A 23,350-nucleotide genomic window follows, 5' to 3' on the forward strand; every position below is an offset into this window, starting at 1 on the left:
GCCGTCCCACGCCCCGCTCCTGCCTTTAGACTCCTTCCGTGACAGCCCGCGGCCCGAGGGGCAAGATGGGGCCCGCTGTCGGCAAGGTGCGGTAACCAGGGAGGAAGCGTCGTCGTGAGCAGCAGGCCATCCCGAGGCGCTGCTCGCCTCGCAGCCATACTCGATGCACTCCCCGACGGGCTGCTGCTCGTCAACTGCAACGGCACGGTCGTCAACGCCAACACGATCGCCCTCGAAATGTTCGAGACGCCGGGCACCGCACTCGTCGGGCGCGGGCTCCTCGACCTGGTGCCGGAGTTCGACTCCAAACTGATTCCGGGATCGATGCGCCGTCCCGAGTCCGCCGACGACCGGGTCCGCACGAAGCCGACGCGGATGACCGCGCGGCGCACCGACGGCACCGAGTACCCGGTCGAGGTCACCAGCGCCAGCCTGGAAGACGGGCAGGCCGCGTACAAGGACTTCCAGAGCAGCTACAGCGGCAGCTACACGGGTGACGAGCTGCTGATGCTCGTCGTACGGGACCTGTCGGGCACCGTCGACACCGAGGCCGAACTGGCCCGTTCGCAGCGGCAGACCGAGATGATTCTGCGAGCCGCGGCCGAGGGCGTCGTCGGTACGGACACCGACGGCCGGGTCGTCCTGGTCAACCCCGCCGCCGCGCAGATCCTCGGCTTCCGCGCCAGCGATCTGGGCGGCCAGGAGCTGCATCCGCTGATCCTGCACTCGCGGGCGGAGGGCGAACCGTTCCCGTACGAGGAGTCGCCCCTCGCCGACACCCTCAGGTCCGGCCGCAAGCACCGGGTGCGCGGACAGGTGCTGTGGTCCAAGAGCGGTGCGCAGGTGCCGGTCGACCTGACCACCGCCCCGGTCCGGGACGGGGACCAGCTGGTCGGCGCGGTCATGACGTTCACCGACCGCAGGCCGTACGAGGAGCTCGGCGAGCAGCACACGGCCGAGGTCGCCGAACTGACCGCGGGCCACACCACCGAGGTCACGGAACTGACGGAACGGCACAGCGCGGAACTGGCCGACCGGGCCGAGCGCTACACCGCCGAACTGGAAGCACAGGCCGAGCAGCTGGCCGCGCTGACCGCCCGGCACGCCCAGCTCACCGCCGTTCTCGGCGAGTCGCTGCGCGGGCCACTGGAGGAGCTGCGCGGCGAACTCTCCACGCTCGCCGCCGACCCGGCCGGCCAGCTGTGGCCGGAGGCCAACCAGATCCTGCACCACCTGGCCGCGGGCTATGCCCGGATGACCACGCTCGTCGACAACGTGCTCGGCTACCAGCGCCTGGACGCCGGCTCGGAGGACCTGGTCAAGGCGAACGTGCTGCTCGACTCGGTCGTGACGGCCGGTATCGACGCGTCCGTCGAGCTGATCGGTCCCGGGCGCGCCCAGTTCGCGGTGCACGCGCCGCCGATCGAGGCCGAGGTGGACGCGGCCCGGCTGGTGACCGCGCTCGCCCATCTGGTCGCGGACGTCGCCGGGGTCGACTCGACCGGCAAGGCCCGCGTGGTGCCCGGCGGCGGCTACGTCGACTCGACGGTCGTCGTCGCGGCGGCGCAGCGCGGTGAGGTCGTACGGATCGAGGTGCGTGGGCCGTTCGCCGGGGGAGACCCGGTGCACGAGCCGATCGTGCGCGGGATCGTGCGGGCGCACGGCGGCGTGCTCCAGACGCACGAGGTGCCGGGGATGAGCGGCAGCGCGTACGTGCTCGAAGTGCCGTTGGGCGCGGGCTCGGGAACGGTGATGCCACCGGCGCCCGGGGCGGAGCCCGAACCGGAGCCGGGGCCGGAGTCGGAGCCGGTGGCCGGTCAGGGCGGTCCAGGCGGCGGACGGCGGCGGGCGCGGCGGGCGTCCACGGACGCGTTCCTGGAGAGCCCCGTGGGCGGTTCCGGGGCGGGGGCCGACGACGGTTCCGGTGACCGTTCCGGTGACGGTGACACCGCGGCGGCCGAGCCGACGGGGCGGCGCCGGGCGCGCCGTGACCCCGCGGCGCAGGGCGCGCAGGAGACGCAGGGCGCGCACGACATGATTCCCGTCCAGCAGGGCGAGGGCTCGGGGCGCAGGCGGGGGCGGCCGAGCCCGGCCGAGACCGGTGCTCAGCATGCGCTTCCGGCTCAGCTGTCCCAGCTGTCCCAGCTGCCCGAGCAGGGCCGGGGACAGGGCCAGGGGCCCGGAGAACCCGCTGCCGAGCAGCAGCGGCAGGCGCTGGCGCTCCCCGCGGCTTCCGCACCGTCCGAGGGGGCGGTGGTGACGGCTGCCGAGGGCGCTCAGGGTGGCGGTGGCCGTGCGCAGCGTGGCCAGACCGTGCCGCCGCAGGGTGTTCCGGTCGAGGCGCCGGCGCCGGTGCCGACGGGTGGGCACCGGGCGCGCCAGGGCGGCGAGAACCAGTTGGCCCTGCCGGCTTCTCCCGCTGCTTCTTCCGCTGCTTCTTCCGCTGCTTCTTCTGCGGCTTCCCCCGCCGCTTCTCCCTCCCCCTCTCCCTCCGCTTCCGAGGGCCTCCCACAGGCCGGGGACAGGGACAGGGCCGGTGCCGGTGCCGCCGCGGCGCCCCAGCCGACCGGGCGGCGGGCGCGGCGGGCCCTGGCGGCCGCGCAGGAGCGGTCGGCCCAGGCCGAGCCGACCGGGCCCCGTACCCCGTTCGCCCTCCCGCCGGCGGATGCCGACCGGACCCCGGCCCCGGCCGCCGACGCGGACGCCTCGCTGCCCGGACGCCACGACGCCGTTCGCATCGCGCCGGACGAGGACCACACCCCGCCCCAGGCGCACCCCGTACCGACCGGGCGGCGCCGGGCGCGTCATGCGGACGCTCCCCAGCAGGCCGACGCCCCTCAGCAGGCCGACGTTCCCCAGCAGGCCGTGCGGGCCGACGACCTGCCCGGCGCCCGGACCGGCGAGCAGGCCGTCGATCAGCCCACCGCCCGGCCGGGCGGCGAACCGGACTGGCCCGAGGCCGGACACACGACGCACACCACCGGCACCACGGCCGTCGCGGGCGCCGCCGACGCCACCGGCATCGCGGAGAGCCGTCCCCGGAACGCCGCGCCCGGCCCGGACGCGCGCAGGCAGCCACTGCCCGCGGAGGCTCCGGTGCCCGGCGGTTCGTCGGACTCGACGCAGGGCCGCGCGTTCAGCGTGCGGACGCTCGGTCAGGGCGTGCCGTTCGCCCAGCACATCGCGCATCAGCAGAACCAGACGCTCGGCGGAGCCGGACGGCGCCGCAAGCTCGCCGCCCCGCCGGAGGACGAACCCACCCCGCAGGCCGCACTGCCGCAGTCCGCGCCGTCGCCGTCCGCGCCGTCCTCGTCCGGCGCCGGGCAGGGCCCGAACCCGGGTTCGGGGCAGTTGCTCTCCACGCCGGAGGCCGAAGGACGCTCGTACGCCATAGGCGCGCCCGACGAGGGCGCCGAGGGGCCGGAGCCGCTGGACGGTCCGGGTGGCGCGGTCGAGGTCGCCAACCGCCCGTTGCCGCAGCCGGTCGACGACGAGCTGCCCCCCGAGCCGCTGGACAACCCGCGGCGGCTGCTCGTCTGGCCCGCGCCCGACGTCTCCACCCAGCAGGCGCTGAGCGACCGCGGCTACCGGCCGGTGATCGTGCATTCGCGCGAGGAGGTCGACGCCCAGATCGCGGCGTTCCCCGCCGCGCTCTTCGTCGACCCGCTCACCGGTCCCATCACCCGCAAGGCGCTCCAGTCGCTGCGTCAGGCGGCGGTGGCGGCCGAGGTCCCCGTACTGGTGACGGCCGGTCTGGGGCAGGCGTCGCGGGAGGCGGCGTACGGTGCCGACCCGGCCGTGCTCCTCAAGGCGCTCGCCCCGCGCGACAGCGAACAGCACCCGCCGCGGGTGCTGTTGATCGAGGAGCACGAGGAGATCGCGCTGGCGCTGACGGAGACGTTGGAGCGCCGCGGCATGCAGGTCGCGCGGGCCTCCACGGACAACGAGGCGGTGGCGCTCGCCACCCGGATGCGGCCCAATCTGGTGGTGATGGACCTGATGCAGGTCCGCCGCCGCCGGGCCGGGATCGTCGACTGGCTGCGAGCCAACGGCCAGTTGAACCGGACCCCGCTGGTCGTCTACACCTCCGCCGACATGGCCGGGACGGAGCTGCCGAAGCTCAGCTCGGGCGAGACCGTGCTCTTCCTGGCCGAGCGCTCCACCAGCGACGAGGTGCAGTCGCGCATCGTCGACCTGCTCGCGAAGATCGGCACGAACTGACCGGCGGACAAAGGCGGAGTACGACGAGGGCGGTACGGGAGATCCCGTACCGCCCTCGTCGTACTCCCCGGCCCGACCCGCCCTGGCCCGACCCGACGCGACCCGCCCTGGCCCGACCCGACGCGACCCGCCCTGGCCCGACCCGGCCCGATCAGAGCCGGCCCGGCCCGATCAGAGCCGGGTGATGTCCAGCTCGCCCTCCGCGTACTGCTTGCGGATCACCTTCTTGTCGAACTTGCCGACGCTCGTCTTCGGCACCGCCGGAATGATCGTCCAGCGCTCCGGCAGCTGCCACTTGGCGATGCCGGACTCGGCGAGGAAGCCCTTCAGCGCCTCGTAGTCGGCCATGGCCCCGTCCTTCAGCACGACGGTGGCGAGCGGACGCTCGCCCCACTTCTCGTCCGGGACGGCGACGACCGCCGCCTCGGCCACGTCCGGGTGCGCCATGAGGGCGTTCTCCAGCTCGACACTGGAGATCCATTCGCCGCCGGACTTGATGACGTCCTTGGCCCGGTCGGTCAGCGTGAGGAATCCGTCGTCGCTGATCACACCGACGTCACCGGTCTTCAGCCAGCCGTCCTCGCTGAACTTGTCCCCGGGGCGCAGGGCCTCGCCGTCCGCACCCCCGTAGTACGACCCGGCGATCCAGGGGCCGCGCACCTCCAGCTCTCCGGCCGACTCGTTGTCCCACGGCAGCAGCTCGCCGCCGGGGCCGACCAGACGTGCCTCCACGCCGGCCGGGAAGCGGCCCTGGGTGACGCGGTAGGGCCACTCCTCTTCCCCGGTCAGCCCGGCGGGCGGGTTGGCCATGGTGCCGAGCGGTGAGGTCTCCGTCATACCCCAGGCGTGGCAGAGGCGGACGCCGAGCTTGTCGTACGCCTCCATGAGGGAGGGCGGGCAGGCGGCGCCGCCGATGGTGACGCGGGCCATGGAGCTGAGGTCGCGCGGGTTGGCGATGACCTCGGCGAGCAGCCCCTGCCAGATGGTGGGCACCGCGGCGGCGTGGGTCGGCTTCTCGCGCTCGATCATGTCGGCGAGCGGGACGGGCTGCAGGAACCGGTCCGGCATGAGCATGTTGATGCCGGACATGAACGTCGCGTGCGGCAGACCCCATGCGTTCACGTGGAACTGCGGGACGACCACCAGCGTGGTGTCCTTGTCGGTCAGGCCCATCGACTCGGCCATGTTGACCTGCATGGAGTGCAGGTAGATGGAGCGGTGGGAGTAGACGACGCCCTTGGGATCGCCGGTTGTCCCGGAGGTATAGCACATGGCGGCGGCCTGGCGTTCGTCGAGCTCGGGCCAGTCGTAGCTGGTCGGACGGCCGGCGATCAGTTCCTCGTACTCGTGCACCCGGGGCGCCGCGCCGTCCAGGACGGAACGGTCGCCCGGCCCCGTGACGATCACGTGCTCGATCGACGTCAGATGGGGAAGGAGCGGCGCGAGCAGCGGCAGCAGGGAGCCGTTGACGATGACGACCTTGTCGTCGGCGTGCTTGACGATCCAGATCAGCTGCTCGGCGGGGAGGCGGAGGTTGAGGGTGTGGAGGACCGCGCCCATCGAGGGGATCGCGAGATACGCCTCGATGTGTTCGGCGTTGTTCCACATAAGGGTGCTTATGCGCTGGTCGCCGTCGACACCGAGCTCGTCGCGCAGCGCGTTCGCCAGCTGGGTGGCCCGCCGGCCGATCTCGGCGAAGCTGCGCCGCTGCGGCTCGGGCTCGCCGGTCCAGGTCGTGACCTGCGACTTCCCGTGAATGGTCATCCCATGTTCGAGGATGCGGGTGACAGTCAGCGGTACGTCCTGCATGGTGCTCAGCACGGCGTCCTCCCGGTGGGCGCTACGCGGCAGTAGAGTTCCGCTGATTCTGCTCACATACCATTCGGTATGTCACTACTCCGGGCGTACGAATCGGCGCCGATCGGCAACATCACATCCCCTGGCACCGTCACACCCCCCGGCACCGTCACACCGGCGGCACGGTCACATCGGCCGACGCCCTCACATCCGCCGGCGCCCTCACACCGGCCGACACCCTCACCCCCGCCGGCACCATCCCACCGGCCGACACCTCACACCCGCCCGGCGCCCTCACACCCGCCCGGCCCGGCGTCAGCGGACCGGAGCCAGCTCCGGATCCTCCCTGAGCTTGCCGAGCGCGCGCGACACCGCGCTCTTCACGGTACCGACGGACACCCCGAGCACCTCGGCCGTCTGGGCCTCGCTCAGGTCCTCGTAGTACCGCAGGACCACCATCGCCCGCTGCCGGTCGGGAAGCTTCAGCACGGCACGCCACATCGCGTCGTGCAGCGTCTGATGCTCGGCCGGGTCGGGGGCCCCGGGGGCCTCCTGCTCGGGCAGTTCGTCGCAGGCGAACTCGTCGATCTTGCGCTTGCGCCACTGCGAGGTCCGGGTGTTCAGCAGTGCTCGGCGGACATAGCCGTCGAGCGCCCGGTGGTCCTCGATCCGTTCCCAGGCGACATACGTCTTGGTGAGCGCGGTCTGCAGCAGGTCCTCGGCGTCGCTCGGGTTCGCGGTGAGCGAGCGGGCGGCGCGCAGCAGTACGGGTCCCCGTGCCCGTACGAACGAGGAGAACGACGGATACGGGGCGTACGGAGCCCGTGAGGCGTACGAAGGGCGCGAGGCGAACGGCGCGTGCGCTACCTGCGCTGCGTGCGACGTGTGCGTCCCGTGCGCCGTGTACGTCCCGTGCGAGCTGTGCGGGATGTGTCCGGTGATGGCAGCTCCCCCGGAGGTGCCCGTGCAGACTGGCGTGGTCATGGCTCCACGCTAGGAGCGGGCACCGCCCCGGGGATCGGCCCCAGGTCCCGAAACGGCGTCCGCCTCAGGGTGTAGGGGTAGGGCCTGTTCCACCTCCTGTAGGTGGAGTCGTCGTCGTCAGGGCTCAGGGTCGGCCGCCGGGTCAGTCGTCCGCGCCCAGTATCAGCCCCGAGGTGGGCACGCCGGTTCCTGCCGTGACCAAAGTGCGGGCCACCCCGGAGACCTGGTTCACCGACGAGCCCCGGATCTGCCGGACCGCCTCCGCGATGCCGTTCATCCCGTGCAGGTACGCCTCCCCCAGCTGACCGCCGTGCGTGTTCAGGGGCAGCGCGTCGGCCGCGACGAAATCGGCCGCCTCGCCCGGTGCGCAGAAGCCGAACTCCTCCAGCTGCATCAGGACGAACGGGGTGAAGTGGTCGTAGAGGATGCCCACATCGATGTCGGCGGGGGAGAGGCCGGAGTTCCGCCACAGCTGCCGGGCGACCACCCCCGTCTCCGGCAGCCCGGTGAGACCGTCGCGGTAGAAGCTGGTCATCTGCTCCTGCGCCCGCCCGGCCCCCTGGGCGGCGGCGACGATCACGGCGGGCGGCTGCGGCAGATCCCGGGCCCGCTCGGCGCTGGTGACGACGATCGCCTGCCCGCCGTCGGTCTCCTGGCAGCAGTCGAGCAGCCGCAGCGGTTCGACAATCCACCGCGACGCGGCATGGTCGGCCAGGGTGATCGGCTTCCCGTAGAAGTACGCCGCGGGGTTCCGGGCGGCATGGCGGCGGTCGGTGACGGCGACATGGCCGAAGGCGTCCGGCGTCAGGTTGTACGCGTGCAGATAGCGCTGGGCGGCCATGGCGACCCAGGAGGCCGGCGTGAGCAGCCCGAAGGGGAGGTTCCAGCCGAGCGCCGTGCCCTCCGCGGTGGGCTCCCGCTGCTGCACTCCGGAGCCGAATCTGCGCCCGGAGCGTTCGTTGAACGCGCGGTAGCAGACCACGACGTCCGCCGCCCCGCTCGCCACGGCCAGGGCCGCCTGCTGGACGGTGGCGCAGGCCGCCCCGCCGCCGTAGTGGATGCGGGAGAAGAACGACAGCTCACCGATACCGGCCGCCTGGGCGACGGTGATCTCGGGGCTGGTGTCCATGGTGAAGGTGACCAGGCCGTCGACGTCGGCGGGCGTCAGTCCGGCGTCGTCGAGGGCGGCCCGCACCGCCTCGACGGCCAGTTTGAGCTCGCTGCGCCCGGAGTCCTTGGAGAACTCGGTCGCTCCGATCCCCACGACCGCCGCCCTGCCGCCGAGCGAGTCGGCCCTGTGCAGACTCATGCCGCCCCCTCCGGAACGCCGACGGTCACGGTGCCGGTGACATGCCTGCCGAGACCGTTGGTCCCGACGATCTTCACCTCGGCCGTCCCGTCCTCTCCGAGGGCGGTGACCGTGCCGCTCAGGACCATGGTGTCCCCCGGGTAGTTGGGCGCGCCCAGCCTGATGGCGACCTTGCGGAGCACGGCCGACGGGCCGAAGCGGTCGGTGACGTACCGGCCGACCAGGCCGTTGGTCGTCAAAATGTTCATGAAGATGTCCGGGGAGCCCTTCTCCCGGGCGAGTTCCGCGTCGTGGTGCACGTCCTGGTAGTCGCGGGAGGCGAGGGCGCCCGCCACGATCAGGGTGCGGGTCACCGCGATCTCCAGCGGCGCCAGCTCCTCACCGACCTTCACTCCGACCCCTCCTTCACCACCGGCCTTCACTCCGATCCCTCCTTCACCAGCAACCCGCCGAGTTCCTGGAGCACTTCGCTGCCGCATCCCAGGTAGGCGTCGAGCTGACGGCCCCAGAGGAAGTGGCGGTGTACGGGGTGGTCGAGGTCCGCGCCCGTTCCGCCGTGCAGATGCTGTCCGGCGTGCACCACCCGCTTTCCGGCCTCCGACGCCCACCAGGCGGCGGTCAGCGCCTGAGGTCCGTACGGCAGTCCCGTGTCGTACCGCCAGGCCGCCTCGTACGCGGTGACGCGGATCGCCTCGGTGTCCATATGGGCGTCGGCGGCGCGCAGCAGTACCGCCTGCTTGGTGGAGAGCGGGCGCCCGAACTGCTCCCGGGTAGTGGTGTGGGCGACGGCACGGGCGAGCGAACCGGCGCACACCCCGGCCTGCATTCCGGCGAACGCGATCCGGCTCGCGGCCAGCACTGCCTCGTACGCCCCGACGCCCGATTCCCCGCGCGCCCCGGCGCGTGACTCTTCGTGCGCTCCAGCACCCGCGATGCGTGACTCTTCGTGCGCCCCGGCGCCCACGACGCCCGGCTCCCCGCGTGCTCCGGCGCCGACGATGCCCGTACGCCACTCTTCAGGCGCCCCTTCACCACCGAGCCACTCCTCAGGCGGCCCTTCACCACCGAGCCGCTCCCCTCTCGCCCGGTCCAGGACGAGCCGCGCGGCCGACCACGGCGCCGTGGTCTCGACCGGCTCGGTCCCCACCCCCGGATCACCGGTCCGTACGATCCACAGCCCCCGGTCCGAGTCCGCGACGAGGACGAGGGACGCGTCCCGCAGCCACGGCACGTACGGCACGCTGCCGCTCAGCCGTCCCTCGTCGTCCGCCCGCATCCCCCCGCGCGCCGGGAACGCCCCGGTGGCGACGGCCGTGCCGTCCCGCAGCGGAGGCAGCAGCCGCTCCCGCTGCTCGTCCGTACCGTGCGCGGTGACGGCGAGCAGCCCGTACACACAGCTCGCCGCGAACGGCACCTGCGCCGTCGTCCGGCCCTGCTCCTCCAGCAGGAGCACCAGACCCAGCAGCCCGATCTCCTCGACCGCCGCGGTCAGTCCGGCCGTGCACAGCTCCTTCCACAACTCGGCGTCCGTCCCCGTGCCGGCCCCGGCCAGCCGCTCGTGCGTCGACAGATCCCCGAAGATCCGCGCGGCCAGCCCCTGCGCCGCGGTCTGTTCCTCAGTGGGCGCGAAATCCATGTCAGCCCTCGCCTCCCCGGAAGACCGGAAGCTCCAACTCCGGGTCCGTACGGAGGAATTCCAGCCGCACCGGCATTCCCGCCCGCACCTTGTCGTACGGCACCCCGATCACATTGCTCACCATCCGCACCCCCTCCGCCAGCTCGATCAGCGCCACCGCGTACGGGCCGCCCCCGTCAAGGGCGCTGAAGGCGGGAAAGGGCGGGTGGTGCATCACCACATGGCTGAAGACGGTGCCCTCGCCACTCGCCTCGACCGTGTCCCATTCCTGGCTGCCGCACCCGTTGCAGCCGGGCAGCCAGGGAAAGCGCAGCGTCGCGCACGTGCCGCACCGCTGGATCAGCAGCCTGTGCTCGGCGACGCCCTGCCAGAACCCGGCGTTGTCCCGGTTGATCACCGGCCTCGGGCGCAGGCTCCGGCCGCCGGTCCGGGCCGCCCGCTTCACCCCTGCCGGCGCGTACTTGAGGATCCGGAAGCGGTGCGTCCCGGCGGGCTCCCCCTCCGCGCGGACATCCATCCGGGTCGTCACGAAGTAGCCCGTCCCCAGCTTGGTCGTCTTGCACTCCGAGACGGACTCGATCACCGCGTCGAACGTGATCCGGTCGCCCGGCCGCAGCGGACGCAGGTACTCCTGCTCGCAGTCGGTCGCGACCACCGAGGTGCAGCCCGCGCCGTCGAGCAGCCCGAACAGTTCCTCGTACGCCTCGGAGCGGTCGGTGTGCCCCGACAGACCGCCCATCGTCCACGCCTGCAGCATCGTCGGCGGAGCGATCGCATCCGGACCCGTGTAGGCGGGGGCGGTGTCTCCCATCGCCTCGCACCAGTGCCTGATCATCGGCTCGTTGACCGGATCCTTGCCGACGCCCGCGGTCGCGGCGGGCCGCCCTTCGAACTCCTTGAGCCGCTCATACAACTCGTCGCCCTCTTCCCGCCCCTCCAACTGTTCCCGCCCCTCCCATTCCTCCAACTCTTCCCGCCGTTCCCGCGCGCCCGTCACCGCTTGCCCCTCTTCATCCCGAGCCGCATGGTCGCGACGATCTCCCGCTGCACCTCGCTCACTCCGCCCCCAAAGGTGTTGATCTGCGCCGCCCTGTTCATGCGCTCCAGCTCCCCGTCCCCGAAGGAGCCGGGCGAACAGCCCCGGATCGTTCCGGCCTCACCCGTGATCTCCTGGCAGATCCGGTACACCTCGACGGCGCTCTCGGTTCCCACGAACTTCACGCCGCTCGCCTCGCCGGGGGCCAGTGCACCCGCGCCGACATCCCCCACCAGGCGCCAGTTGAGCAGGCGCGTCGCCGCCAGCCGGGCGTACGCCTCGGCCAGCCGGCTCCGCACCCAGGGCTCGTCGACCGGGCGCCGGCCCGTGACCGGGTCGGGGGTGCGGGCGAAGGCGCGTGCCGCCTCGTAGAAGTCCTCGGCCTGCATTCCTATGGCGGCGAGAGCCACCCGCTCATGGTTCAGCTGGTTGGTGATCAGGCCCCAGCCGCCGTTCTCCGCACCGACCAGACGGGTCAGGGGCACCCGTATGCCGTCGTAGTACGTGGACGTCGTGGTCAGCCCGCCCACGGTCTCGATCGGCGTCCAGGAGAACCCGGGGGCGTCCGTCGGGACCAGGATGATCGAGATGCCCTGATGCTTGGGCGCATCCGGGTCCGTACGGCAGGCCAGCCAGATCCAGTCCGCGTGCTGCGCGTTGCTGGTGAAGATCTTCTGCCCGTCGATCACCCAGGAGTCACCGTCCCGCACGGCCCTGGTGCGCAGCGCCGCGAGGTCCGTACCGGCCTCCGGCTCGCTGTACCCGATGGCGAAGACGAGGTCGCCGCTGAGGATCCTGGGCAGGAAGTACGCCTTCTGCTCGTCGGTCCCGTATTTCATCAGCGTCGGTCCGACGGTGTTGAGGGTGACCATCGAAACGGGCGCCCCCGCCCGGTAGGCCTCGTCGAAGAAGACGAACTGCTCGTCGGCTCCGCGGCCCTGGCCGCCGTATTCGACGGGCCAGCCGAGCCCGAGCATTCCGTCGGCACCGATCCGGCGGAGCAGTTGCCGTTGCCCGGCCGGGTCCTCGGCCCCGGGCGGCCCCGTTCTCGCGTCCCTCCTTGGCATCACCTTGTGGAAGTACGTGCGGAGTTCGGCGCGCAGCTGTTGCTGTCGCTCCGTCTGGGCGAGGTGCACGGCGGCTGCCTCCCGGACACAGGCATACGGACACGGGCGTACGGACACGGACACGGGTTCAAGGTTTCTGACTGTCCGTCAGATTCGTACGCGCTGTCAAGGTCGGCGACAACCCGGCACGACCACCGACACCACACGAAGCAGTCGGCGCACGACCACCGACACCACACGAAGCGGCCTGCGGGCACCGGCACCACGAGAAGCGGCCTGCGCACAGGCACCGAAGCACCCTCGCGCAGACCGCTGTTCAACCAGCCGTGGCCCGGCCCCCCGACCGGGCCGAGGCCGGCCCCGGCTCAGCAGAGACGGGTGAAGTTCACAGCGAGATTCTCGTTGTGCTGATCGATCGGGGTGAACGCCGAGCCGTTCACCTGGGCGGAGTTGCTCTGGTTCGATGCTCCGGAACCGACGGCCTGCTGCTGCGACGTGGACTCATTGCCGGAGTTGATGCCGCCGGCGCCGCTGCCGCCGGCCGTGGCAACAGCCGCGTTCGATCCGTCGTTCGCGAACGAGCCGTTGTCGGCCTGGGCCACGCCGCCGAAGAGAGCGGCGGCGAGAGGCAGGGCTACGACAGCGGCGAGGGCACGAGCGGTACGGATGCTTGCCATGTCAATTCCTCCAGGAACCAAAAGTCCGGCTTGTTCCGGGGCAGCCGGCCTACCGCCCCCGCTTGGTCACGACGTCGCGACACCAGGGCTGCCCATCGAATCCCCGGCGAACCACCCGGGCCATCCGATTCCCCCGCAAGCATGAGGAACGTCCGGTAAACCCTCTCGCGCCCCAGAACCCCAGCTCGCACCCCTTCCGCACCCCTCCCATCACCTCCGCCCCACCCGATCCCGCACCCCCCAAGACCCGATCCCACGCCCCCAAGAGAAGAAGCGTTCCGGCACCCCGCGCGCCGACGCTCGCCCCCTTTCCTCCTTCGAACATCTGTACGAAAATAGAAAGATGGCGACCACCGACTGGCAGACCGCCACTCTGGCCCTGGCCCACGCGCTCTCCTCAGCCGAGCGCGGGCTTCCCGTCATCCCGCTCTCCGCCGGAAAGCTCCCCGCCCTGCCCTCTCCGCACCGGAACGAAGTCCGGCCGGTCGCCTGCCGGGGAGCTTGCGGCCTTCCCGGTCACGGCGTCCACGACGCCACCACGAACCCCGCCGCCGTACGCGCCCTCTTCGCTGCCGCCCCCTGGGCCACCGGCTACGGCATCGCCTGCGGCCGCCCCCCGCACTACCTCATCGGCATCGACCTGGACGTCGATTCCACCGGCAGGAACGACTCCGCCGCATCCCTGCGGCGGCTCGCCCTGCACCACCTCTTCACCATCCCGCCGACCGTCACGGTGCTCACACCCAGCGGCGGCCGCCACATCTGGCTGACCGGGCCGCCCGGCGTCGCCGTCCCGAACTCCGCGAGCCGCCTCGCCCCCGGCATCGACGTACGGGGCGCCGGCGGCTACCTGGTCGGCCCCGGCTCCGTCACCGCCCGTGGCACGTACCGGCTCGCCCCGGGCACCGCCGCCCTCCCGCCGGCCCCCTGCCCCCGCGCACTCCTCCACCTGCTCAGGCCCCCCGCGCGCCCTCACCGCCCCGCTCCCCGGCCCGATCAGGGCCAGGGACTGGTCCGGTTCGTCCTCGCGGCACACGAGGGCCGGCGCAACACACGGCTCTTCTGGGCAGCCTGCCGCGCCTACGAACACGGCTTCGGCGACGCCCTGGCGGACGCCCTCACCCACGCCGCCGTCCGCACCGGCCTCACCGAACGCGAGGCCCGCGCCACCATCGCCTCGGCAGCCCGCCTCACCACGGGCCACGGGAACGGGCCCGGGACGACCCCGTACGGGCCATCGGACCCGGCAACGTGACAGGGCACCAAGATTGGCCGCTTTTGGTCTCTCGTAGAACGGAGAACGCACGTACTTAATGGTCCCCACACCGGCGCAGTGCCGCATACGTACGGGGGAACGCGTGGAGGACACCGGAACCGCAGGACGCTCACTGCCCGCACCACCACCACCGCCACCACCGCCGACCGGAACCAGCGTCGACCTCAGGGTCAGCAGGCGGCTGCTGTGGGTGGGCGAGGCGGCCTATCCCCTGCACAACATCACCCGGGTCCACACCTTCGTGCTCAGGCCCAAGCGCATGGAAGCCTTCACCAGCTTCCTGAAATGGCTCGGCATCACGTTCGTGGCGTTCATCCTGCTCCAGAACTCCACGTACGACGACAGCAGCGCGAACGGCTCCTCCGGGGCGTTGTTGCTGCCCGCCGTCGCGGTCGCGATCGGTCTGGTCGTCCACCTCGTGAAGGAACTGTCGGCATCGTCCGAACACGTACTGGCCGTCGAGACCTCCAGCACCTCAACCGCCCTGGTGACGCTGCCCAATCCGGACCAGCTGCGCCAGCTGGTCGTGTACCTCGTCAATGCCATCGAGAACCCGGAGGCCGAGTTCCAGGTACGCGTGGAGCGAGTGCTGGTCAATCCGAAGAACTACCACTTCGGTGACAACGTGAACATGTACGGCGGTCTGTCCAACACAGGGGTGAGCAAGTGAGCAGCGGGAACTCCTACCACTACGGCAACAACATCCACGGCGACAACGTCAATATGTACGGCGGATCGGGCAACACGGGCATCGTCAAGCACCAGTCCCCGGCTCTGCCGGAGGCGATCGGCGAGCTGGTACGGCTCCTCCAAGAGCTGCGCGGCGAGCTCCCGCCCGCGAGCGCCCAGGTCATCGACGGCTCCCTGCCCGCGATCACCCCACACACGAACGCGCCGCAGGAGCGGCACCGCGCCCTGATCGCCGTGGCGACCATCGCCGCGACCGTCGGAGCGCTCGGCCAGCCGGTCGCCGACGCGGTCGACAAGATCCTGGGGCTCCTGGGCGCCCAGTAGGACAACACCCCCGCACCCCGGACCGTTCAGAACGGCCCCGTAGACGCACCGGCCGAACAACGTGTGGACCACGGACCCCATGAGGAAGGGGCGCCCCTGGACGGGACGCCCCTTCCGGTCGGCGCGTTCGCCGACCTGCTGCGGTGGGTGTGGGATTTGAACCCACGGTGACATCGCTGCCACGACGGTTTTCAAGACCGTTCCCTTAGGCCGCTCGGGCAACCCACCCCGCGTCATCGGTCCATGGACCGGGGTTGACGCGAAGACAGCCTAGCCGGTCAGCTGTCGCCCTTGCGCTCCCCCAGGGTGACTTCGGCCGTTGCCGTCCTGCCGTCGCGCTTGTAGGTCACGGTCACCCGGTCGCCGGGCTTGTGGGTCCAGATCTCGCCGATCAGGGTCGGGCCGCTGTCGACCACGGTGTCGTTGAACTTCGTGATGACATCGCCCGCCCTGAGACCGGCCCTGGCCGCGGGGCCGTCCTTCGACACGGCCGCCGTACCGCCCGCGCCCTGGTCGGAGATGACCGCGCCGCCGGTCTTGTCGTCCATCATGACCGTGGCCCCGATCACCGGGTAGACCGGCTGGCCGGTCTTGATCAGCTGCTGGGCGACGTTCGTCGCCTGGTTGATCGGGATCGCGAAACCGAGGCCGATGGAGCCCGCCTGGGTCTGGCCGACACTGCTGCCGCTCGACTGGATGGCGGAGTTGATGCCGATGACCGCGCCGCGCGAATCGAGCAGCGGGCCGCCGGAGTTGCCCGGGTTGATCGACGCGTCGGTCTGCAGGGCGCTCATGTACGAGTTGCTGCCACCGGAACCGTCACCGGAGGCGACCGGCCGGTTCTTGGCGCTGATGATGCCCGTGGTCACCGTGTTGGACAGACCGAACGGGGCGCCGATCGCGATCGTCGAATCGCCGACCGCGACCTGGTCCGAGTTGCCGAGGGACAGCGGGGTGAGCCCCGACGGCGGGTTCTTCAGCTTCAGAACGGCGACGTCGTACCCCTGCGCCCGGCCGACCACCTCGGCGTCGTACTTCTTGCCGTTGGAGAACGTCGCCGTGAGCTGGCCGCTGTCCGCCGCGGAGGCCACCACGTGGTTGTTCGTGAGGATGTGGCCTTCCTTGTCGTACACGAAGCCGGTCCCCGTACCGCCCTCGCCGTCACCGCCCTGCGCATCGATGGTGACGACGCTGGGCAGCGCCTTGGCCGCCACTCCCGCGACCGTGCCGGGGTCGCGCTTGAGGTCCCGCGGGTTGGCCGACGCGGAGACCGTGGTCGAGCCGGAGCCGCTGTTCCGGTCAGCCGCCCAGTAGCCGAGGGCGCCGCCGATACCGCCTGCGACCAGCGCCGCCGCCACCACCGCGGCCAACATCCCTCCCATGCCCCGCTTGCGCGGGCCCTCGGGGGAGTGGAGCTGGGCCGGGGCGCCCCAGACCGGACCGCCGCCGTCCGCGCCGTGGTGCGCGTACGCGGGGACGGCGGGAGGGGGCGGGGGCCAGTCGGCTTCGGCGGCCGACCGGAACCCGGGGGGAGGCGTGGCCGGCAGGGGAGCCGTGTGAGCGGTCGCGGTGGCCGGTTCCCCCGACGGGGGCAACGGCGGCTGCGCGTGGGGCGGCTGCCCCGCATCCGGCGCCTCCGGGTGCGCCGGGGCGGGCGGGGACGCGTGCGTGCTCTCGGGCGACCCCTGAGGAGCGTCGGCCGGCACTGGAGGTACGGACGGAACGGCCTCGGCCGCGGTGCCCTCGTTGCCCTCGTTCTCTGTGCTCACAGCTCTTTACTCCTCGGTTCCACATCATTTTCGGCAAGAGATCCGCTGTGTACGTGTCCTGGGACAGCTTTTCCCAAGGCGCGTCAGGCCACTGTAAGCAGGACCTGTGCATCCGCACACCAATCTTTACATCCGGCAAAACGGACCACCGGCACGGGGCGCACGCAACCGCGGCGCACGCTGTACCCAGCACGCGCTCCTCGGTGACACCATGACGCAGTGACCCACGCACGGCAGCAATCCACGCACCATCCCATCCAGGTCATCGCCCATCGGGGCGCGTCCGACGACGCCCCCGAGCACACCCTGGCCGCATACCGGAAGGCGATCGAGGACGGCGCCGATGCCCTGGAGTGCGATGTACGGCTCACCGCCGACGGTCACCTCGTCTGCGTACACGACCGCCGGGTGAACCGCACCTCCAACGGCCGCGGGGCCGTCTCCGCGCTGGAGCTCTCCGAGCTCGCCGCCCTCGACTTCGGGTCCTGGAAGGACCGCGAGGAGTCGGAGTCCCCGGACTGGGATCCGGTGCCGGGGGAGCTCACCTCCGTACTCACCCTGGAACGGCTGCTCGAACTGGTCGCCGAGACCCGGGCCGCCGGGCGCCCGCTCCAGCTGGCCATCGAGACCAAGCACCCCACCCGCTGGGCCGGCCAGGTCGAGGACCGGCTGCTGCAGCTGCTGAGGCACTTCGAACTCGACGCCCCGCCGGCCGGCGGCCCGTCGCCCATACGGATCATGAGCTTCTCGGCGCGCTCCCTGCACCGCGTCCAGGCCGCGTCCCCCACACTGCCCACCGTCTACCTGATGCAGTTCGTCTCGCCGCGCCTGCGTGACGGGCGACTGCCGGCCGGGGCGCGGATCGCCGGTCCGGGGATGAGGATCGTACGGAGTCACCCCGGCTACATCGAACGCCTGCACCGCGCGGGCCATCGCGCACACGTCTGGACGGTCGACGAACCGGAGGATGTCGAGCTCTGCGTCGATCTCGGCGTCGAGGCCATCATCACCAACCGCCCGAAACAGGTTCTGGCACAACTGGGACGCTCTTGACATTCGTTACACGGAGTACACCGGCGCATTCGAACCGTATTCGATCGTGACGAGTGCGTCATTGGCAGTCGATTGGCCGGTTTCCGGTCCAGCTCAGGGGGGCATCCACTCCGTGGCGTGGGGCAAAGGAGGTCTCGGGGGTGGCGTTGGTGGTGGCACAGGAAGTGCCCACGTCGTCGAGCATGGCCGTACCCCATGGCCCTGCGGGCGTGGGTCAGGCGAGGCACCGGATGCGCGAGCAACTGCGCGGCCACGGGGTGCCGGATTCGGTTGTCGACGATGCTGTATTGATCCTTTCCGAACTACTCAGCAACGCCTGCCGGCACGGCAGGCCGCTGGGACGGCACACGGATGTGGGTGACGGCGACGTCCGCGCCGCGTGGCGCGTGGACAGAGCGGGCGGGCTGACCGTCGAAGTAACGGACGGAGGCGGTCCGACCCGACCGATTCCGGCCACACCGTCGGTGACGGCGCGCGGCGGCCGCGGGCTCAACATCATCGGCGCGCTCGCCGAGGAGTGGGGCGTGCGCGACAGCGTGTCCGGGGAAGTCACCGTCTGGGTCCTCGTCAGCGAGGGGCACGGGCGGATGGCCGGGGTACCGGCCGTGCCGGGGCTCGACGGGCTGAGCTTCGCGGACGCCTTCGACGACGTGGGCTGACGTCCCCGTACGGGCACGGACGTGCGCGAGGGCCGCGCCAGGGCACCGCACCGGCACTCCTGCCGGCGGGCGGGCGCGCAGGCAGGCGGCGGGCGTACGCCACGGGCGTTCCGCACCCCCGCGTCACCGGGCGGCGCCGGCACATGTGTCCCGGACGCGACACGGGCGGCTAGGCTCGCGGCCCAGACCGCACTGTCGCAATCGGGAGAAAGCCCACCATGGCCAAGAAGCGCCCTCAGACCAAGGCCGGGAAGCAGCAACTCAAGGACGGCGAGATCCCGGTGGTCGGGGCTCGTGAGCCCTGCCCGTGCGGTTCGGGCCGCCGCTACAAGGCGTGCCACGGCCGCGCGGCCGCCCAGGCCGTGACCGAGCTGGTCCACCGCCCCTTCGAGGGTCTGGCCGGTGAGTGCGACTGGGTCGCTCTGCGCGAGCTGGTGCCCGCCGCCACGGTCGAGCTGGCGCTGAAGGACGGGCTGCCCGAGGGCGTGCCCTCCGTCACGATGGCGACCGTCCTGCCGATGGCATGGCCGGCACTCCGCCGCGACGACGGTTCGGTGCTGCTCGCCCTGCAGAACGACACCCCGTCCGGCGACCTCAGCCGCGACCTCGCGGACACGCTGCAGCGGGCGCTGGCCGCCGAGCCCGGTTCGCCCGTGACGGCCCGGCGCGCACCGGCCGACGGTCCGCGGCTGCAGGACGTACTCGACCCCGGTGCGGCGTTCGAGCCCGTGGTCCACTCCGGCTTCGAGTTCTGGGTCCCGGACGCGGAGAACGCCGCGCCCGAGGTCGCCGCGTCCCTGGAGCGCGCGAACGAGGCGGCGCTCCCGACGACGCGGCTCTCCGGTGTCGACGCCGCGTACTGGTGCGAGACCCCCGAGAAGAACCACCTGCGCTGGGTCATGCCCCACCCCGAGGAGCGGCTCCTCGACGCGCTCGCCCGGCTGCACGCCGCAGGCACCTCCTCGTTGGGCGAGGGGACGCGGCTGGTCGGCTCCTTCCGGGCGCACGGGCTGATGGTCCCGGTCTGGGATCTGCCGAGCGCGATGGGAGCCGCGGAGTGCGAGAAGCCCGCGGCCGAACTCGCCGAGCGGCTGACCGCGGCGCTGGCCTCGGACGCGCCGCTCACCGCCGAGGAGCGGCGGGCCCGCGGCGGGCTCACCAACCGCCAAGTGACGCTCAGCTGACAGTGACGACTCCGGGGGCCGCAAGGTGACACGCGTCACAACTCCCCGTACTCATAGGTAAATCACTGTCCGAATACGCGAGATCGAATTTGCGAACGGCAGATCTCTTGTTACCGTTCTAGAAGCCCGGTCGCTGGTGCATCCCCCGTCGCCAGCGATCGGGCATCCTCATTTCCGGGTACGGCGCACAGCGCATAGCAGGGCGCGCGAGCCCGCGCACGAACCCCGCGGGTACGGCTCGAAGCCATCTCACTCCCCCCTGCCCCCCTCGGTCCCTCGACGACCGGACCCGGCCCCCCGATGCCTCTGCCCGCCGTCAACCCGACGAGCCAGCAACCGGGTTGACGACACGTCCGCCCCGGTCGAGGTCCGTCCGATCGAGATCCGCCTCGGTCGAGATCCACGCCGATCGAGGCCGGACACCAGAAATGCTCTGCGGATAATCTTTCCCGACATTAGTCGAATAGATTTTCGAAAAATCTATCGGGAAGTCTTCGGAAGATCCGTCAGAAAGCCCTGAGTCAACGACGTTTGCAGCGGCAGATTCTTCATGGACCGACGGGAGATCGAAGACGGGGAGAACCGGGGCGGAGAGAGGGTCCGGGAAATACGCACGGCCTCATCCGCATACTCCCGTCACCCCCGTCGACGTCTGTCGGCTTCGCCCGAATTCCTGACGGGCCGACGGGGATATCGACGGAGATATCGACACCCAGGCACCACATGCCCCTTTTGTTCCGGCACCTCGGGCCGACCCACGTCCGAGCGAGTGAGTCGGCCTCGGCGGGCGAGCCGGCCTGCGCAAGTGAACCGGCCTCAGCGAGTGGGCCGACCTCAGCGAGTGAACCGGCCTCAGCCTCAGTAGGCGAGCCGACTGCCGCCGTCCGGTGCGCCATTGCTCGCCTCGACCAGCGCGTCGAGCACCGCCCCCACATCCGGCAGCCACGGCGCGGCAGGCCCGGCGGCGACGGCTCCCCGGTTCGAGCCCGGCCGGGGGCCCGGCGCGGGAGCCCGTTCCCAGCGCACCTGCCCCGCCCCCACCTCGGACGGCGGAAGGACGAGATAGCCGCCCTCGCCGTGGAATCGCAGCGAACTGGGCACCCAGTCCTGGGCGTGCAGCAGCTCGCCGAGCCGTTCGAGGGTGTACGGGGCGACCAGCAGCGACCACCTGGTCGGCGTCGCCACCACGGGGCCGAGCCGCGTGCCCATCCGGTCCAGGTCGGCCAGCGCACGGGCGGCGGCCACGGCCGGCAGGCTCAGCGCGCACGGGGCGCGCCCGCCGGTGGCCAGCACGATCGGAGCGGTGGGCCGGTTCGTCCACCACCACCGCACCATGCGCTCGTCGGTGGTCGCCGCGAGGAGACCGGGGTCGAAGGGATGTGCGCCGGGTACGACGCACTCGGGATCGGGGCAGGCGCAACCACGGCCGCGGTCACTGCGGCCACCGGCCGCCTCCAGTCCCACTCCGGGGAGCACGGGCCACTGCCATGCCGTGGCACAGGTCAGGACCGCGTCGAGCTGGGCGGGCCTTCCCTTGCGCCGGAGCCGGAGCCTGCGTCGCCTTCCGAGGATCTCGCGCATGAGCGCTCGTTCCTTTCCGTTGAACGCCGAGGGTCCACATCACATCACGCGCCCGTCACAGCGCGCGCCTATCTCTTCACTGTGCGTACATGCTCTTCGAATCTGCGGTACGGGCGGGTCGTCGGTACCGAGCATGGGCCGAGCCTGGTCGAGCAGGGGCGGGACGGGTCCGGACACAATCGCGGCGGGGAGCGGCGCACGCATCGCGCCTGTCGCCCCAGGGTGCAGACCCCGCCACTCGGGGGTGGGGCGTGGCCGTCACAGAAGAGGACGCCCGGGCCCACTGCCGGGTTCCGGGGCGATCAGAACTGCCCCTGGCCATCATCGATTACGTACCCAGCATGCCCGAAATGACGCTTCCTCCGGGACTTCACCCCGAGAACACCCCCTTGTCGAGCACGCCCAGTCGACCGCAAATAACCGCCCCGGGGTGCATTTTTCAGCCAACTTAGCATCCGCTCGGACACCACAAATCCCGTACGGACAATGCTGGACATCGCCTTACTTGTGCGTGTACATGTGGACGCTACGTGTACATGTGGATGCACTGATAGCGGCGCAGAATGACATGGGGGTTTGCGATGCTATTCGACGAATCGCACCGGTGGGAAAGCCGACTGTCATGAGCGCCCCGCACCTGCCGAAAGTGGCTGGAATCGATCCCATGGTTCCTGTTTCAGCGCACACTGCCGGTTCTCTGTCCGGAGTACCGGCCGCCCCCGGATCATTCGTCCACGACCGGCTGGCCGGCTGGGTCTCCGATCTCACCACGCTGCACGAACACACCGAGCGACTGGCCAGAACCAGCACGCTCGACGACGCACTGCACGAACTGCTGGACGCCGGAGCCGCCCTTGTCGGCGCCCGCCGCGGGCTGGTCGTCTTCGAACCGTCCGACCGCCGCGGCCCCACCAGCACCATCGGCCTCGGACTCGCCCACGCCGAGCTCGGACACATCGAGACGGTGCCGCGCAGCGCCACCTCCTACGGCCGGATCCTCGAAGGGCTCCCGGACACCGAAGGGGCGCGGACCACCCCCGACCTGCTCGGTGACACCGCTCTCGACCCCCGCCGCCGCGAGGTCGCCGCCCGACTCGGCTACGCCGCCAGCTACGCCCTGCCGCTCACCGCCGAAGCGACCGGCAGGCTCGGTGCCGCCGTCTGGCTGTACGACGAACCCGCCGAACCACTGGAACGCCAACGCCATCTCGTCGACCTCTACGCCGGACACGCCGGCGAGCATCTGGCCAGGCTGCTGGAGCTGGAGCGCGCCAGGGCCGATGTCGCCACCGTCACGGAGGAGTTGCTGCCCACCCGGCTGCCCCGGGTCACCGGCGTGCAGCTGGCCGTACGCCACCACGCGGCCCCGCTGGGGGGCGGCGACTGGTACGACGCGCTGGCCCTGCCGGAGGGCGCGCTCGGTCTCGCCGTGGGCTCGGTGAGCGGCTCCGGGCCCCGCGCCCTGGCCGCCATGGGCCGGCTGCGTGCCGGTCTGCGGGCGTACGCCGTTATGGAGGGCGAGGATCCGGTCGCCGTGCTCTCGGACCTGGAACTGCTGCTGCGGCTGACCGAACCCGCCCGTTCCGCGACCGCCCTGTTCGCCTACTGCGAACCCGCCCGCCGCAAGATCCTGCTGGCCGGTGCGGGCCACACCCCGCCACTCGTGATCGGCGACCGGCGCACCGAGTTCATCGAGACCTCGGTCTCCGCGCCGCTGGGCATGCTCGCCTGCTGGGAGGCGCCCAGCGTGGAGATCACCCCGGCGCCCGGCGAGACCGTACTCCTCTACACCGACGGGCTGCTGCGCCGTACCGGCGACTCGACGGACCGGGCCTTCGCACGGCTCCACTCGGCGGCGGCACGGGTGCCGAAGGCACTGCGCGACGACGCCGGATCCGTCGCCGACCATGTGCTGCGGACCGTCCTGCCGGACGGTCTCGACCAGGACGACAGCGCGGAGGACGTGGTCGTTCTGGCCGCGCGCTTCGACTGAGGGCTGCGCGTCCCGCCCCGCCCCGCCCCGGCCGGCCGGGGCGGGATCCGGGCCACGTCCCCGGCCCGTCCCGGCCAGGCCGTGTAACAGGTCT

General features: G+C 71.5%; 18 protein-coding genes and 1 tRNA gene. 8 read left to right on the top strand and 11 right to left on the bottom strand.

What is annotated here, in order from left to right; translation table 11 throughout:
* Positions 1-114: 114 nt before the first annotated feature.
* Entirely contained in the window at positions 115-4,221 is a 4,107-nt protein-coding gene (locus tag ACFVT1_RS04305) for a PAS domain-containing protein (RefSeq protein WP_389792422.1), read from the top strand.
* A gap of 171 nt (positions 4,222-4,392) precedes the next feature.
* On the opposite strand, the gene ACFVT1_RS04310 is transcribed toward ACFVT1_RS04305, so the two are convergent.
* The 8 genes from ACFVT1_RS04310 to ACFVT1_RS04345 all read right to left on the bottom strand — a co-directional run bounded on the left by ACFVT1_RS04310 (position 4,393) and on the right by ACFVT1_RS04345 (position 12,727).
* Positions 4,393-6,042 carry a long-chain fatty acid--CoA ligase gene (locus ACFVT1_RS04310; RefSeq protein ID WP_389792424.1) on the bottom strand — a complete coding sequence of 550 codons (1,650 nt, stop codon included), beginning with the start codon at positions 6,040-6,042 and terminating at the stop codon, positions 4,393-4,395.
* Positions 6,043-6,333: 291 nt separating this feature from the next.
* Complete coding sequence (locus ACFVT1_RS04315) at positions 6,334-7,002, bottom strand: SigE family RNA polymerase sigma factor (protein WP_389792425.1); 669 nt, start codon at positions 7,000-7,002, stop codon at positions 6,334-6,336.
* 142 nt (positions 7,003-7,144) lie between these two features.
* Positions 7,145-8,311, bottom strand: a complete 1,167-nt coding sequence (locus ACFVT1_RS04320; RefSeq protein ID WP_389792427.1) for a lipid-transfer protein — start codon at positions 8,309-8,311, stop codon at positions 7,145-7,147.
* Positions 8,308-8,703, bottom strand: coding sequence for a MaoC family dehydratase (locus ACFVT1_RS04325; RefSeq protein ID WP_389792429.1), 396 nt, complete (start codon positions 8,701-8,703; stop codon positions 8,308-8,310). Before ACFVT1_RS04325 ends, ACFVT1_RS04320 begins: the two co-directional genes overlap by 4 nt.
* Before the next feature lie 26 nt (positions 8,704-8,729).
* Positions 8,730-9,947: an acyl-CoA dehydrogenase family protein gene (locus ACFVT1_RS04330; RefSeq protein ID WP_389792431.1), complete on the bottom strand. Its 1,218-nt coding sequence runs from the start codon at positions 9,945-9,947 to the stop codon at positions 8,730-8,732.
* 1 nt (position 9,948) lies between these two features.
* Positions 9,949-10,914: a bifunctional MaoC family dehydratase N-terminal/OB-fold nucleic acid binding domain-containing protein gene (locus ACFVT1_RS04335; protein WP_389793334.1), complete on the bottom strand. Its 966-nt coding sequence runs from the start codon at positions 10,912-10,914 to the stop codon at positions 9,949-9,951.
* Between the two features lie 26 nt (positions 10,915-10,940).
* Entirely contained in the window at positions 10,941-12,119 is a 1,179-nt protein-coding gene (locus ACFVT1_RS04340; protein ID WP_389792433.1) for an acyl-CoA dehydrogenase family protein, read from the bottom strand.
* A 296-nt stretch (positions 12,120-12,415) separates the two neighbouring features.
* The gene (locus ACFVT1_RS04345; RefSeq protein ID WP_389792435.1) at positions 12,416-12,727 is read right to left on the bottom strand and encodes a hypothetical protein; all 312 of its coding nucleotides are present in this window, start codon (positions 12,725-12,727) and stop codon (positions 12,416-12,418) included.
* A gap of 343 nt (positions 12,728-13,070) precedes the next feature.
* Between ACFVT1_RS04345 and ACFVT1_RS04350 the strand changes: the two genes are divergently transcribed.
* From ACFVT1_RS04350 to ACFVT1_RS04360, 3 genes are all read left to right on the top strand, one after another.
* The gene (locus ACFVT1_RS04350; RefSeq protein WP_389792437.1) at positions 13,071-13,982 is read left to right on the top strand and encodes a bifunctional DNA primase/polymerase; all 912 of its coding nucleotides are present in this window, start codon (positions 13,071-13,073) and stop codon (positions 13,980-13,982) included.
* 103 nt (positions 13,983-14,085) lie between these two features.
* On the top strand, positions 14,086-14,673 hold the full coding sequence (locus ACFVT1_RS04355) for a DUF6232 family protein (protein ID WP_389792439.1): 588 nt from the start codon (positions 14,086-14,088) through the stop codon (positions 14,671-14,673).
* A complete protein-coding gene (locus ACFVT1_RS04360) occupies positions 14,670-15,017 on the top strand; it encodes a hypothetical protein (RefSeq protein WP_389792441.1) in 348 nt (115 codons plus the stop codon). Before ACFVT1_RS04355 ends, ACFVT1_RS04360 begins: the two co-directional genes overlap by 4 nt.
* Positions 15,018-15,158: 141 nt before the next feature.
* On the opposite strand, the gene ACFVT1_RS04365 is transcribed toward ACFVT1_RS04360, so the two are convergent.
* Both ACFVT1_RS04365 and ACFVT1_RS04370 read right to left on the bottom strand, forming a co-directional pair.
* A tRNA-Ser gene (locus ACFVT1_RS04365) sits at positions 15,159-15,245 on the bottom strand.
* A gap of 50 nt (positions 15,246-15,295) precedes the next feature.
* On the bottom strand, positions 15,296-16,786 hold the full coding sequence (locus ACFVT1_RS04370; RefSeq protein WP_389792443.1) for a S1C family serine protease: 1,491 nt from the start codon (positions 16,784-16,786) through the stop codon (positions 15,296-15,298).
* A gap of 219 nt (positions 16,787-17,005) precedes the next feature.
* Here ACFVT1_RS04370 and ACFVT1_RS04375 point away from each other — a divergent pair, with 219 nt between their 5' ends.
* The 3 genes from ACFVT1_RS04375 to ACFVT1_RS04385 all read left to right on the top strand — a co-directional run bounded on the left by ACFVT1_RS04375 (position 17,006) and on the right by ACFVT1_RS04385 (position 19,682).
* Positions 17,006-17,839, top strand: a complete 834-nt coding sequence (locus ACFVT1_RS04375; protein WP_389792445.1) for a glycerophosphodiester phosphodiesterase — start codon at positions 17,006-17,008, stop codon at positions 17,837-17,839.
* Between the two features lie 53 nt (positions 17,840-17,892).
* The gene (locus tag ACFVT1_RS04380) at positions 17,893-18,498 is read left to right on the top strand and encodes an ATP-binding protein (protein WP_389792447.1); all 606 of its coding nucleotides are present in this window, start codon (positions 17,893-17,895) and stop codon (positions 18,496-18,498) included.
* Between the two features lie 218 nt (positions 18,499-18,716).
* The gene (locus ACFVT1_RS04385) at positions 18,717-19,682 is read left to right on the top strand and encodes a DUF5926 family protein (RefSeq protein WP_362201595.1); all 966 of its coding nucleotides are present in this window, start codon (positions 18,717-18,719) and stop codon (positions 19,680-19,682) included.
* A gap of 858 nt (positions 19,683-20,540) precedes the next feature.
* Here the strand turns inward: ACFVT1_RS04385 and ACFVT1_RS04390 are convergent.
* Positions 20,541-21,263 (bottom strand): bifunctional DNA primase/polymerase, encoded by a 723-nt coding sequence (locus ACFVT1_RS04390; protein ID WP_389792449.1) that lies wholly within the window; start codon positions 21,261-21,263, stop codon positions 20,541-20,543.
* 664 nt (positions 21,264-21,927) lie between these two features.
* Between ACFVT1_RS04390 and ACFVT1_RS04395 the strand changes: the two genes are divergently transcribed.
* Positions 21,928-23,256: a PP2C family protein-serine/threonine phosphatase gene (locus tag ACFVT1_RS04395; protein ID WP_389792451.1), complete on the top strand. Its 1,329-nt coding sequence runs from the start codon at positions 21,928-21,930 to the stop codon at positions 23,254-23,256.
* The last annotated feature ends 94 nt before the right edge of the window (positions 23,257-23,350 follow it).

Source organism: Streptomyces sp. NPDC057963 (assembly GCF_042887155.1).
In the GTDB taxonomy this organism is placed as follows: Bacteria; Actinomycetota; Actinomycetes; order Streptomycetales; family Streptomycetaceae; genus Streptomyces.